This is a genomic window from Rhizobium lentis, assembly GCF_014200175.1.
GTDB lineage: Bacteria > Pseudomonadota > Alphaproteobacteria > Rhizobiales > Rhizobiaceae > Rhizobium > Rhizobium mulingense.
Map to the genome: position 1 here is coordinate 397,696 of NZ_JACHBD010000003.1, position 13,556 is coordinate 411,251.

The window sequence follows — 13,556 nt, forward strand, 5'->3', positions numbered from 1 at the left end:
CTCCTCGATCGGGATTAAACTAGGGTCTCGGCGCCAAACCGCCAATATGCGATTCAACCGATCGTGTTTACACACGGGCCGTTCAGGCAGCCTTGGCCGGGAAGATCATGCTGACGGTCAGTCCGCGCTGTTCCGGCTTGTCGGGATTGGTATCGGAGAGTTCCAGCCGGCCGTTGTGCAGTTCCATCACCGCCTCCACCAGTGAAAGCCCCAGCCCCGTGCCCGGTTTCGAGCGGCTTTCGTCGAGGCGAACGAAGCGCTTTACCACGTCGTCGCGCCGATCGGCCGGCACGCCCGGCCCGTGGTCGGCCACCGACAGGCAGACGCCGTCCGGGCGGCGGGCAAGCTTCAGCGATACCTCACCCGCCCCTTCCGTATCGGAGGAATATTTGATCGCATTGTCGAGCAGATTGAAAATCGCCTGGCCAATCAGCTCGCGATTTCCCTGCACCTCGATCCCGGGTTCGACGCTGGCGCTCAAGCCAAGCCCGGCCTCTTCCGCCGCCGGCTCGTAAAGTTCGGCGCTGTCGGAAACGATGGCCGACAGCTCGACCGGCGACATCTCGGCTGCGACCGAGCCCGCCTCGACGCGGGAGATCATCAGCAGCGCGTTGAAGGTGCGGATCAGTTGGTCGGATTCGGAAATGATGCCTTCGAGGGCGACGCGCCGCGTATCGACATCGCTCATGTCGAGTGCATCGGCCGCCTTGTTGCGCAGCCGTGTCAGCGGAGTCTTGAGATCGTGGGCGATGTTGTCAGAGACCTGCCGCAGGCCTTCGTTCAGCTTCTCGATGCGCTCCAGCATGGTATTTAATGACATCGAAAGCCTGTCGAACTCATCGCCGGAGCCGCCGACCGGCAGACGCTGCGACAGGTCGCCGGCCATGATCTTCTTGCTCGCATCCGACATGCGGTCGATGCGCTTCAGCGCATTGCGGCCGATGGCGAACCAGATGATGATCGCGCCGAGCCCCATGATCGCCAGCGCCACCATCAGCGCCTGACGCACCAGCAGGCGGAAACGTTCGGGATCGCCGAGGTCGCGGCCGATCAGGATCCGCAAGCCGTTGTCGAGAACGAAGATATTGGCGATCGCCCGATGACGGCGCTCGACACCACCGCCGTCGGTATAACGCTGATAGGCGAAGGGCGCGGAGGTCCAGCCGACCTCCTCGAAGACGCCCGGTTGCACCGAGGCGACATTGCCGGCGAGAATATCGCCCGAGGGGCCGGCGATGATATAGAGATTGGCGCCCGGCTGGCGGGCGCGCCGCTCCATCGTGCGCAGCAGAAGGTTCATGCCGCCGGTGTCATAAGCGCGCTGCACCTGCTCCACCTCCTGCTTGACGGCATCGCGGATCTGGCCGGTCAGCAGTCGTTCCGACATCGCCGTCACATAGAAGACGAGGGTCGCGGCGCAGATGGCGAAAAGCAGGATATAGAGTGCCGAGAGGCGGACTGCTGTGGACTTGAAGAGAACCCTGAAGCGGCTCATCCCTCGTCCTTGATCATATACCCCGCACCCCGGATGGTTTTCAGGAGCGGCTGGCTGAAGTCCTTCTCGATCTTCGAGCGCAGGCGTGAGACATGGACGTCGATGACGTTGGTCTGCGGGTCGAAGTGATAGTCCCAGACGTTTTCGAGCAGCATGGTGCGGGTCACCACCTGGCCGGCATTCTTCATCAAATATTCGAGCAGGCGGAATTCGCGCGGCTGCAGCGGGATTTCCTTGCCGCCGCGGCGCACTTCGTGGGAAAGCCGGTCGAGTTCGAGATCGCCGACGCGATAGATAACGTCCTGCTCCGGTGTGCCCTTGCGGCGGCCGAGCACCTCGACACGCGCCAGCAATTCGCTGAAGGCATAAGGCTTCGGCAGGTAATCGTCGCCGCCGGCACGAAGGCCGGTCACCCGGTCGTCGACCTGGCCGAGAGCGGAGAGGATGAGCACCGGCGTATGAATGCCCTTGCGGCGCAGCTCGCTGATGACGGAGAGCCCGTCGCGGCGCGGCAGCATGCGGTCGATGACGATGACGTCATAGGTATTTTCCGATCCCATGAACAGGCCGCTCTCGCCGTCGCTGGCGTGGTCGGCGACAATGCCCGCCTCGCGAAAGGCTTTCGTGAGGTAGGCCGCGGCTTCGAGATCATCTTCGATGATGAGAATCTTCATGCGGCCGACATTACCCGCCGGCTGCGTTTCGGCAAGGCTCAAAGCATCTGGCTGCGGAGCGGCGCTCATCGCGATCATCCTTCAAAGATCAGAACAATCGAGCCGTGCGGAGTTTCCTCCGCACGGCTCCCGTTTTTTCGAGGATCAGCCCTGGCCGTTGATCGGCAGGGCGACGAAACGGCTTCCTTCGCTCGACTGGATCTGGAAGAGCGCCCGAGTGCGGCCGTCCTTCTTGGCCTGGTTCAGAACCTTGACGACATCAGCAGGGGTGGAGACTTCCTGGTTGTTGACCGAGGTGATCTTCTCGCCTTCCTTGATGCCCTTGTCGGCGGCGTCGGAGTCCGGGTCGATGCCGGTGATCGCCAGGCCCTTGCCGTCATCCGACGGACCGACCGTCAGGCCGAGATCGGCGAGCGCCTTCTCGGACGCCGGCGCCTCGGGCTGCTGCGGCTGGTTGTTGTCATCGGCGGACGCATCCTTCTGGTCGGCCGGCAGCGTGCCGAGTTCGACGGTCAGGGACTGCGCCTTGCCGGCGCGCCAGACCGAAAGCTCGGCCTTGCTGCCCGGCTGCATCGCACCGATGCGGCGGCTGAGGTCACGCGCATCCTTGATCGTTTCACCGTTCAGGGCGGTGACGACGTCGCCGGCCTTCATGCCGGCCTTGTCGCCCGGCGATCCGGCCTGCGGGGCGACGACCAGGGCGCCGCTCGGCTCGGAAAGGCCGATGGATTCGGCGATATCCTTGGTCACCGGCTGGATCTGGACACCCAGCCAGCCGCGCGATACCTGGCCGTCCTTCATCAGATCGGCAACGACATCCTTGGCGGTCGAAGCCGGAATGGCGAAGGCGATGCCGACGCTGCCGCCGGACGGCGAGAAAATCGCGGTATTGATGCCGACGACTTCGCCGCTGAGGTTGAAGGTCGGACCGCCTGAGTTGCCGCGGTTCACGGCGGCATCCACCTGCAGGTAATCGTCATAGGGACCGGAGCCGATATCGCGGCCGCGGGCCGAGACGATGCCGGCGGTGACCGTGCCGCCGAGGCCGAAGGGGTTGCCGACGGCGACGACCCAGTCGCCGACGCGGACATTGTTGTCGTCGGCCCAGTTGACATAGGTGAACTTCTTGCCCTTGCCGTCGACCTTCAGGACAGCGAGGTCGGTGCGCGGATCCTTGCCGATCAGCTTGGCATCGAGTTCGGTGCCGTCATTCATAACGGCGACGAAGGCCTGCCCGTCGGAAACGACGTGGTTGTTGGTGACGATGTAGCCGTCCTCGGAAATGAAGAAACCGGAGCCCTGAGCGACCGGACGCAGACGGCCCTTGCCGGGACCATTCGGATTGCCCGGACCGTTCTGGCCGAAGCGCCGCTGGTGGCCCTGCTGGTCGTTCGGATCCTGGCCGAACTGACGGAAGAAGCGCTTCAGCGGATGATCATCAGGCAGGTCGTCAAAGCCGCGGCCATTGAAATCGAAGGCGAAGCCGTCATTGTTGTCGGCGACGGGATTGACGCGGTTTTCGACGCGAACAGACACGACGGCGGGCGAAACGGCATCGACGACATTGGCGAAGCTCGGAACAGCAGGCGCCTGAACTTTGACGGCTTCGGCATAAGACCGGGTGATTTCGAGCGGAACGCCGGTTGCGAGCACAGCGGCTGCGATACCGGCAACGGTAGAAGCCTTGAGCACGGTGGCGAGGGACGGACGTCCGTTGAAATTCTTCAGCATTGGAGCACCTTCTCTTGTTCTTAAATCTTCAGTCCGGCAGCGCCGGATCAGTCGATGCATCAAGATATAGGATGGCGCACCTTACTGCGAACTGTCCGGCCAATGAAAAATTCGTAATGATTGGAATGTTTCTGTCGGTTACTGCGCCCGGCGGTTCCCTGGAGTGTCCAAAGGATGCGGAATTATTCATCCCGGCTCGACGGGTTGTTAATTCTTCATAAGCTCGTTCAGCCTCGCCTGTTCTTCCGCCGTCAGCTTGCTTCCCGTCGGCTTGCCAGCCCACCGGCGCGCAAAGACCAGCAGCGACAGTCCGCCGGCGAGCACCAGCAGCGCCGGGGCGCCCCAGAGCAATACGGTCTTCATGCTGAACCGCGGCTTCAGTAGCACGAATTCGCCGTAGCGCGAGACGATATAGTTCAGCACTTCCTCGTCGCTGTCGCCGTCCTTGATGCGCTCGCGCACCAAGAGGCGCAGGTCTTTGGCCAGTTCGGCATTGGAATCATCAATCGACTGGTTCTGGCAGACCATGCAGCGCAGTTCGGCCGAAAGAGTGCGGGCACGCGCCTCAAGCGCCGGATCGGCCAGCACTTCGTCGGGATTGACGGCGAAGGCGGAGAAGGGCGTGAAGAGGATGAAGAGAATGATGAGGAGTCGTGAGAGAACGGACGATATATTGGGTGTACGCCAAGCTTCTCTTCCCCTCATTCCTGTGTCCTCAGGGCTTCGCCCGAGGGATGTCACAGGAATCCAGCCACGGCGCGTCCGCGCCGTGAATGAAAGTATACCGCCACTCAACGAGTCTCCTGCGCCCAAGTCCCTGGACGCGCTGGATTCCTGTGACGATCCTCGGGTCAAGCCCGAGGACAGGAATGAGGAGAAGGAGGAGGCGCCCGTCATTCTGCCGGCTCCATCGCAGGCTGCGCGGGTTTTGCCTTCGCCTTCCTGCGCGGGGCGCCGACGCGCAGGCGGCGGTCGGAGAGCGAGACGAGGCCGCCGGCGGCCATGATCAGGGCGCCGCCCCAGATGCACAGGATGAACGGTTTCCACCAGATGCGCACGACAATGCCGCCGTCCGTCGTGGTGTCCCCCAAGGAAACATAGAGCTGGCTGAGGCCGAAGGTCAGGATGCCGGCCTCGGTCGTCGGCATCTGCCGGGCTGTATAGAGGCGCTTGGCCGACCAGGTGTCGGCAACCGCAACCCCGGCGCGCCGGATGGTGAAGTGGCCGCGCTCCTCGCTATAGTTGGGCCCCCTCGCCGGCCGCATGCCGTCGAACGCAAGGCTGTAACCACCGGCATCGACCGTCTGGCCCGGCTTCATCTCGACGACATGCTCGCTCTGGAAGGTGGTGACGGCGACGATGCCGAGCACGCTGACGCCGAGCCCGGCATGGGCAAGGGCGGTACCGAAGGCCGAGCGCGGCAGACCGGCAAGCCTGCGCCAGGCGATGCTTCCGGCTACTTTGCCGATGCCGGCGCGATACCAGAGATCGGCAATGGCGCCGAAGATGAGGAACAACCCGGCCGCCAGCCCGAGCACCGAGAGCACCGGCCCGCCATGCTGGATATAGAACAGGATTACTGCGGCGGCGAAAGCCAGAGCTGCGACGATGTAGAGCCGCTGCAGGGCGCCGAGCAGATCGCCGCGCTTCCAGGCAAGCTGCGGCCCGAACGGCACGATGACGAGCAGCGGCGCCATCAGCAGGCTGAAGGTCAGGTTGAAGAAGGGCGGCCCGACCGAGATCTTGTCTCCGGTCAGCGTCTCCAGCAGCAGCGGATAGAGCGTGCCGGTCAGCACCGTGCCGCAGGCGACCGTCAGGATCAGATTGTTGAGGACGAGCGCGCCCTCGCGCGAGATCGGCGCAAACAGCCCGCCGGCCGAGAGCTTCGGCGCGCGGAAGGCAAACAGCGACAGCGCGCCGCCGATGAAGATCAGCAGGATGCAGAGGATGAAGACGCCGCGGGAGGGATCGCTGGCAAAGGCATGCACCGAGGTCAGCACGCCGGAGCGCACCAGGAAGGTGCCCATCAGAGACAGCGAAAAGGTCAAGATGGCGAGCAGCACCGTCCAGATCTTCAGCGCCTCGCGCTTTTCCATGACCAGCGCCGAATGCAGAAGCGCGGTGCCGGCGAGCCACGGCATGAAGGAGGCGTTCTCGACCGGGTCCCAGAACCACCAGCCGCCCCAGCCGAGCTCGTAATAGGCCCAGTAGGAGCCCATGGCGATGCCGAGCGTCAGACAGGTCCAAGCAGCCAGCGTCCACGGTCGGACCCAGCGCGCCCAGGCGGCGTCGATCCTGCCTTCAAGCAGGGCTGCGACGGCAAAGGAGAAGCAGACGGAAAAGCCGACATAGCCGAGATAGAGCAGCGGCGGGTGGATCGCGAGACCCATATCCTGCAGCACCGGATTGAGATCGCGGCCTTCGGCCGGCGCCGGATCGAGCCGCAGGAAGGGATTGGAGGTCAAAAGGATGAACAGGGTGAAGGCGAGCGAGATCCAGGCCTGTACGGCAAGCACATTGGCCTTCAGCGTCTCCGGCAGGTTGCCGCCGAAGATCGCGACCAGTGCGCTGAACAGCGCCAGGATCAACAGCCAGAGCATCATCGATCCCTCGTGATTGCCCCAGACGCCGGAATATTTGTAGATCAGCGGCACCAGCGAATGCGAATTCTCCCAGACGTTCTCGACCGAGAAGTCGGAGACGACATGGGCATAGGTCAGCACGGCGAAGGCAAAGGCGACAAGCGCAAACATCGCCAGCGAGCCTGATGTCGCCACATCCATCATCGCCCGGTCATGGCGGCGGGCACCGATGACAGGCACGATCGAGACGATCAGCGCCGTCGCCAGCGCCAGCACCAGGGCGTAATGACCGATCTCGATGATCATGGCGTCCCCTTCGCTTCCTGGCCTTCCTGCCACAGGCCCTGCGCCTTCAGCTTGTCGGCCACTTCCCTCGGCATATAGGTCTCGTCATGCTTGGCGAGCACGGTGTCGGCGACAAAGACGTTGCCGCCTGAGGCAAACATGCCTTCGGTGACGACCCCCTGCCCTTCGCGGAAGAGATCGGGAAGGATGCCGGTATATTTGACCTTCACGGCATTGGCGCTCCCGTCGGTGACGGAAAATTCCACCGTCGAGCCGGCACCACGCACGACGCTGCCTGCGCCCACCAAGCCGCCGAGCCGGATGCGGGTCTCCGGCGCCACCGGGGTCTTCGCCAGATCCGCCGGCATGTAGAAATAGGCGACCGACTGGCTGAAGGCAAACATCACCAACAGCACCGCCGCGATGATGAAACCCATCCCGCCCGCGATCACCGCAAGGCGCTTCTGCTTGCGCGTCATTGCGTCATTCCCTCCGTGGCTATGCCAAGTTCCCTGGCAAGAGCCAGCAAATGACGGCCCTGTTCACCCGCCGGCGGAAAAGCCGCAAGCCCGCGCTTCAGGGCGTCGGCTGCGCGATCCTTATCGTTCAATACGGCGTAGGAGCGGACGAGCCGCATCCATCCCTCGAAATTGTTGGGATCGGCATTCAGCTTGGCGTCGAGGCTTTCGACCATGCCGCGGATCATCTGCTGCCGATCGCCGGCGCTCATGTTTTCGGCCGCCGCCATGTCTTCCGACGTTGGGCCGCCAGACGCCGAAGGCTGGGCAGCCGCGCCGCCGTTCTTGGCGATATGTTCATTGACCAGCGGCAGCCAGGGCGCATCGGCAGGCGATTGCTGCGCCAGCGCTTCGAAGGCTCGGCGCGCCTCGTCGGCCCGTCCCGCCTGCTCCATGCTGAGGGCGACATAGAAACGGGCACGCGGATTGTCGGGTTCCAGCGTCAGCGACTGTTCCAGCGCCTGGCGTGCCTCGTCGGTCACCACGCCGTCGGAGACCGCCATCAGCGTCTCGGCAAGCCCGTCGAGCCTGATCGGGCTCGGGCCGAGAAGCCGGATCGCATTGCGGTAGGCGACCAGCGCATCATTGACCCGCATCGTGCGGACATAGATCGGCGCCAGCACATCCCAGCCCTTGCCGTCATCGGGATTCTCGGCCAGATGCCGTTCCGCCTTGGCAATCAGCATCGCCACGTCATTGCCGGGGTTTTCCAGCCGCGCTTCCAGCGGCTGCGCGGGCAGATCCGGCCTGCCCGTCGTCAAGTAAAGACAGAGCCCGAGGACCGGCAGGATCAGAAGAACGAAGGCTTCGGTGACACGGTGATGTCGTGCGGGTTTCGGCATCGTCTCCGGTTCACCGGCAGCAACGGCGATCAGCCGCCGGCCGATTTCGGCCCTGGCGTAATCGGCCTCTTCCGGTGTGATCAGCCCGCCGGCAAGATCGCGGTCGAGTTCGCGCAGCTGGTCGCGATAGACCGCCGCCTCGCCGGCGCGGCTGTTCCCCGCCGCCTTCGCGCCACGCAGAAGAGGGTAAAGCAGAATGACGGCGACGGCTGCCGTCAGAACGGCAACGAGAATCCAGAACAGCATAGCGGCCCAAATACGTGAAGCGCGCGCCCATTCCAACTGCCAAAGCCGGAATGACGAAGATTTGAGGCTATTCGCCACAATTCAGCAGGCTTAAAGCGCGTCGCATCCAATTTAATCCATGCGACGCGCTTTCGCTCTTTGTTTTTATGCCTGTCGTTGTCCGGGAACCGCTGCACACTTCCGGGCGACATGCATCAGACCTTAACCGAGCGGCGACCAGCTGCCGTCGTCATTGCGGCAGGCAGCGCCTCGCGCCACGGTGTCCTTGCCGTCGACCGTCAGCGTATGGGTATATTGCCGGCAATTCTGCGAGCCGACCTGGTAGGGTGCTGCCGCCACCACCTTGCCGGTGACCGCCTTGCCGCTCCAGACGACGGGCTGGCCGGCGGCTGTCCCTTCCAGCGCCCGGTATTCCGCCTCGAGCGCCCTTTGCTTGTCGCTGTCGCTCAAGCTGACGCCGCTACGGCCGACAATCCCGCCCTGCAGCGCGGTGATGAAGGCGGCCGATGCCGACGGTTTGCTGGAAAAAATGCCGCGCGAAGCAGCGCTCTTCGTCGTCGTGCAGCCGGTGAGCGCGACGGTAAGAAGCAAAATGGAAACGATCATGCCTTGCGAGCGTAGAATCATTGCGTCGAACCACGATCAGAGGTCAATTTCAGCCGATCGAAGTGCAGCGTCCCCGTGTCAGCATTAAGGCAAAGCATGCTATACATTTGCCACTATCCTTGTGACATCAAGCAGTTGGTCATGCAACATCCTTTGTGACGCCAGGCAGGATAAGCTTCGCCTTCAGCCCGCCCCATTCACCCCGGGACAGCTCCAGCCGGCCCTGGTATTCGTTGGAAATCTCGGTGACGATCGACAGGCCGAGCCCGGTTCCGGGCTTGCTTTCGTCGAGCCTGCGGCCGCGCTTCAGCGCCTCGCGGATCTGGTCGGGCTCCAATCCCGGCCCGTCGTCCTCGACGGCGAGCTCCACCCAATGACGGCGCGCGCTCGCCTCTGCACCCTTGACGTCCTCGCCGGCCTCGACGGCCGAAAGCCGGACCCTGCTCTTGGCGAATCGCGCCGCATTTTCCAGGAGATTGCCGACCGTCTCCTCGAGATCCTGCTGCTCCATGGCGACGGCGAGATGCGGCGGCGAGACGACGAGATCGAATTCGGTGTCGACATTCAGGCGGCGCATGACGCGCACCAGCCGTTCGAGTGCCGGCTCGGCATCGGTGCGGGCGAGCACGGATTCGCGCTGCGCGGCGATGCGGGCCCGGTTGAGATAGGACTGCACCTGCCCCTGCATCGATTCCGCCTGGCTGCGCACCAATTCGCCATGGGATTTTTCCAGCACACGCGCCTCGTTCAAAAGCACGGCGATCGGCGTCTTCAGCGAATGGGCGAGATTGCCGACCTGCATGCGCGCCCGCTCGACGATGCGGCGGTTGCTGTCGATCAGTGCGTTGACCTCGTTGGCAAGCGGCAAGATCTCGCGCGGGAAGTCACCCTTCAGCTGCTCGCTCTCGCCGGCGCGGATGCGCTCCAGGGCGGCGCGCGCCTTGTCGAGCGGCTTCAGGCCGTAGAGAATCGCCAGCGCATTGACGATCAGGCTGCCGACGCCGAAACCGGCGAGCGCCAGATAAAGACTATGGGAAAAGGTGCGCACATCGTCCTCGACGACGTCGACATTGCCGGTGACGCGGAAGCGCGCCGCCCGTCCGTCGGTATCGAGCACCACTTCGGTTTCGGCGACCTGCACGCGGTTTCCGGAGGCATCCGTCACCTGATAATAACGCTCGTAATTCTTGTCGAAGGGCGCCTCGACGACGGAGGGAACCGGAATGAGCGCCGAGCCGAGCGAAGGCGAGACCAGCGGCGCTGTCGTATAGGTGCCGAGCGGCTCCACCACCCAGTACCAGCCGGTCTTCGGCTGGGCAAAGCGCAGGTCGCCGAGCTGCGGACTGCCGCTCAACGCCCCCTGATCGCCGATCGTCACCGAATTGATGACGTTATAGAGCTGCGCCCGCAAGAGATCCTGGAAGCCACGTTCGGCGCTCTTGCGGTAAAGCGTCGAGATCAGCAGGCCGATCACCACCAGCGCCACCGTCGACCAGACCGTGGTCAGCAGCAGCACACGTGCAGTGAGCGACTTAATTCGCATGTTTCGGCGCTTGGATGCGGTAGCCGAGACCGCGCACTGTTTCGATCAAGTCGACGCCCATCTTCTTGCGCAGACGGCCGACGAAAACCTCGATCGTATTGGAATCGCGGTCGAAATCCTGATCGTACATGTGCTCGACCAGTTCGGTGCGCGAGACGACCTCTCCCATGTGATGCATGAGATAGGCGAGCAGGCGATATTCGTGCGAGGTCAGCTTCAGCGCCGTGCCGTTGACCGTCGCCTTGGAGGATTTGGTGTCGAGCCGGACCGGCCCGCAGACAATCTCGGAGGAAGCATGCCCGGCAGCGCGCCGGATCAGCGCCCGGATGCGCGCCAGAACTTCCTCGACATGGAAAGGCTTGGTGACGTAATCGTCGGCGCCGGCGTCGATGCCGGCGACCTTGTCGCTCCAGCGGTCGCGCGCCGTCAGGATCAAAACCGGCATGCCGCGGCCGGCACCGCGCCATTTTTCGAGCACGGTGACGCCGTCCATCTCCGGCAGGCCGATATCGAGGATGATGGCGTCATAGGGTTCGGTATCGCCGAGGAAATGTCCCTCCTCGCCGTCGAACGCCTGGTCGACGACATAACCGGCCTCCTTCAGCGTGTCGGTTAGCTGCCGGTTCAGGTTGACGTCGTCTTCGATTACCAGGATGCGCATCGGTCCGCCTTCGTCCGCTTCAAATCGATCATGTTCTGAATAGACCGATTCCGCCTACATCGGAACCTTTACCGTCACCTTGCGTGGACGTTGGCCGTTGCCCGACACCAGAACGGTGATGATGCAACTATCGCCCACCGGTTGCACCGACAGGAGCTGGCCGCCTGTCTGCTCGACGACCTGGGCTGCGGCTGCGCTGCAATCGCCTGCCACGCGCAGGACGAGGGTGCCCGCGCCGTCCGATGAGGGCGCCGATGCCACCAGCCCGGCGGCCACTACTGCGACGCTCAGAGGAAAGGCCATGTGTTATGCTTTCAAGGGTAGTTCCAACTTGCTGCGACTATGTACTCACGTGACCTGAATGGCAAATGAATGCGCTGTAATACAGGGTGTTTAGAACCGTTCTCGACTGCTGGCGACAGCCGGTGTCAGCTGCCGAAAACCGATGCCGCAGCGGCCTTCGGCGGCCTTCTGCACACGGAATAGAAGTCTTCGGCCCAGACACACACGGCAGGCTGGGCGGGGACGCTCGGGTCAAGCCACGCGCGGCGGGCTGCCGGAAATTACAATCGCAGCTTTTACCGGCAGATTGAAACTGTTATGTGCTTGCGGCTCCCGCATTCAGGCCATTTCAGCACCAATGCCAAACTCCCTCCGCTTCCGCTCGGCGCAGACGGTCTTCGTGCTCGCCATCACCCAGCTGATCGGCTGGGGTACGACCTTCGACATGCTCGGAGTGATGGGCCGCATCGTGGCGCCCGATCTTGGCATGGCGAACGAGATGGCGTTTGCCGGCCTGACGATCATGATGTTGGTCAGCGCCATCGTCGGCCCGGCGACCGGCCGCTGGCTTGGCCGTTACGGCGCCGCCCGGGTGCTTTCGGCGGCTTCCCTGACCTTTGCCCTCGGCCTCTGCCTGCTGGCAGTCGCCAACGGCATCATCCTCTACGCCGCCGCCTGGATCGTGATCGGCATCGGCGGCGCGCTCGGCCTGTCGGCGCCCGCCTATACCGCCGTCGTCGAGCGCGAAGGGATGAACGGCAAGCGCGTCATCGCCGCCCTGATGCTGTTCACCGGGCTTTCGAGCGCCATCTTCTGGCCGGTCCTCAGCCTGCTCAACGAAGCCGTCGGCTGGCGCCTCACCTTCCTCATCTGCGCAGGCCTGCAATTTTTCATCTGCCTGCCGCTCCATCTTTTCGCCCTGCCGAAGCCGATCGCGGCCCATGTCGACGGCGGCGCGGCCGAAATTGCGCCGGTGCCACTGTCGAAGGCGGCCGGGCGCAAGGCCTTCCTGCTGATCGCCGCGACGACGACCATCACCACCTTCATCACCTTCGGCATCTCGCCCTCGCTGCTCGAGATCTTCCGCCAGTCCGGCGCCGCGCCGGCCTTGGCGCTGCAGCTCGGCTCGGCCCGCGGCGTCCTCGGCATTTCGGCGCGCTTCCTCGACATGCTGCTCGGCCGGCGCGGCAACCCCATCCTCAGCGCCGCCATGGGCATCGGCCTGATGCTGATAAGCTTCCTGATGATGCTGGCCGCCGGTCCGTCGACGCCGTTGCTCGTCACCTTCGTTGTGCTCTACGGCTTCGGCTCCGGCGTCATGACCGTCGCCCGCGCGCTTCTGCCGCTCGCTTTGTTTTCGCCGCGCGAGTTCGGCCTGCAATCGGCCCGGCTGTCGCTGCCGCAGAACCTCGCCAATGCGATCGCCCCGGTCGTCTTCACCGCCATCCTCGACCGCGCCGGCACCGGCCCGGCGCTTTTCGCCGCCGCCGCTCTCGCGGCCTTGTCGCTGACCTTCGTGCTGATGCTGATGGCGCTGCTGCGCGGCGCGCGGGCAGCGCAGCCGAGCCCGGCCGTTTCATGAGGTCTGGAAAGGACGCCGCCTGGCGCTGACGAGTGAACTGTCGCGTTTGACGAATCTTTTAAATCGTTTGCCGCCGATTTTTCGAAAGTTGGGTCCGGTGGCTCACGGCTGAATTCAACATCCGGCGCCGCGAGTCCGGAAAGCTGCTTATCCCTTTGAAATTTTAGCGAACATTGGCCGGCAGCCGACGCCTGCCGATTCAGAGCGGCCGCGTCACCGCTGCGCGGCTGTCGTAGTCCGCAGCGATGCGTTTTTCCCGCAGCGGCCGCACACGCTCGATCGAGCGCTGATAATCGGGATGCGCCTTGTAGGCGGCGAGAGCCGCTTCATCGTCGAATTCACCGTAGACGACAAGATCAATCTCGGTTCCCAGCTGATCGGTCTTTACATTGGTGCCGATTTCCAAAAGCCGCGCGTGCGGAATGGCGGTCAGGATCGAAAGCCCGGCCCTCACCTCCTCCAGATGTTCCTTCTGCACGGTGAAGAAGACGATATGGCGGATCACGCGG

General features: G+C 63.7%; 13 protein-coding genes. 1 reads left to right on the plus strand and 12 read right to left on the minus strand.

Annotation, left to right across the window (positions count from 1 at the left end):
- Positions 1-82 precede the first annotated feature (82 nt).
- From GGI60_RS10055 to GGI60_RS10105, 11 genes are all read right to left on the minus strand, one after another.
- Positions 83-1,495, minus strand: a complete 1,413-nt coding sequence (locus GGI60_RS10055; RefSeq protein ID WP_183915274.1) for a sensor histidine kinase — start codon at positions 1,493-1,495, stop codon at positions 83-85.
- A complete protein-coding gene (locus tag GGI60_RS10060) occupies positions 1,492-2,247 on the minus strand; it encodes a response regulator transcription factor (protein WP_409527254.1) in 756 nt (251 codons plus the stop codon). The genes GGI60_RS10055 and GGI60_RS10060 overlap by 4 nt, the downstream gene beginning before the upstream one ends.
- A 66-nt stretch (positions 2,248-2,313) precedes the next feature.
- Positions 2,314-3,900 (minus strand): Do family serine endopeptidase, encoded by a 1,587-nt coding sequence (locus tag GGI60_RS10065; protein ID WP_183915278.1) that lies wholly within the window; start codon positions 3,898-3,900, stop codon positions 2,314-2,316.
- Positions 3,901-4,107: 207 nt separating this feature from the next.
- The gene (locus tag GGI60_RS10070; RefSeq protein ID WP_183915281.1) at positions 4,108-4,605 is read right to left on the minus strand and encodes a cytochrome c-type biogenesis protein CcmH; all 498 of its coding nucleotides are present in this window, start codon (positions 4,603-4,605) and stop codon (positions 4,108-4,110) included.
- Positions 4,606-4,793: 188 nt separating this feature from the next.
- The gene (locus GGI60_RS10075; protein WP_183915282.1) at positions 4,794-6,788 is read right to left on the minus strand and encodes a heme lyase CcmF/NrfE family subunit; all 1,995 of its coding nucleotides are present in this window, start codon (positions 6,786-6,788) and stop codon (positions 4,794-4,796) included.
- Positions 6,785-7,246, minus strand: coding sequence for a cytochrome c maturation protein CcmE (gene ccmE, locus GGI60_RS10080; RefSeq protein WP_183915284.1), 462 nt, complete (start codon positions 7,244-7,246; stop codon positions 6,785-6,787). Before ccmE ends, GGI60_RS10075 begins: the two co-directional genes overlap by 4 nt.
- Entirely contained in the window at positions 7,243-8,373 is a 1,131-nt protein-coding gene (gene ccmI, locus GGI60_RS10085; protein WP_183915286.1) for a c-type cytochrome biogenesis protein CcmI, read from the minus strand. Before ccmI ends, ccmE begins: the two co-directional genes overlap by 4 nt.
- Positions 8,374-8,574: 201 nt before the next feature.
- On the minus strand, positions 8,575-9,000 hold the full coding sequence (locus GGI60_RS10090) for a hypothetical protein (RefSeq protein ID WP_183915288.1): 426 nt from the start codon (positions 8,998-9,000) through the stop codon (positions 8,575-8,577).
- A 118-nt stretch (positions 9,001-9,118) separates the two neighbouring features.
- Positions 9,119-10,522 (minus strand): sensor histidine kinase, encoded by a 1,404-nt coding sequence (locus GGI60_RS10095; RefSeq protein WP_012483204.1) that lies wholly within the window; start codon positions 10,520-10,522, stop codon positions 9,119-9,121.
- Entirely contained in the window at positions 10,512-11,183 is a 672-nt protein-coding gene (locus GGI60_RS10100; protein WP_064682001.1) for a response regulator transcription factor, read from the minus strand. Before GGI60_RS10100 ends, GGI60_RS10095 begins: the two co-directional genes overlap by 11 nt.
- Positions 11,184-11,237: 54 nt before the next feature.
- On the minus strand, positions 11,238-11,486 hold the full coding sequence (locus GGI60_RS10105; protein ID WP_004670343.1) for a hypothetical protein: 249 nt from the start codon (positions 11,484-11,486) through the stop codon (positions 11,238-11,240).
- A gap of 337 nt (positions 11,487-11,823) precedes the next feature.
- On the opposite strand from GGI60_RS10105, the gene GGI60_RS10110 reads away from it, so the two are divergent.
- The gene (locus GGI60_RS10110; protein WP_183915290.1) at positions 11,824-13,047 is read left to right on the plus strand and encodes an MFS transporter; all 1,224 of its coding nucleotides are present in this window, start codon (positions 11,824-11,826) and stop codon (positions 13,045-13,047) included.
- Between the two features lie 199 nt (positions 13,048-13,246).
- On the opposite strand, the gene GGI60_RS10115 is transcribed toward GGI60_RS10110, so the two are convergent.
- Positions 13,247-13,552 carry a Dabb family protein gene (locus GGI60_RS10115; protein WP_183915292.1) on the minus strand — a complete coding sequence of 102 codons (306 nt, stop codon included), beginning with the start codon at positions 13,550-13,552 and terminating at the stop codon, positions 13,247-13,249.
- Between the last annotated feature and the right edge of the window lie 4 nt (positions 13,553-13,556).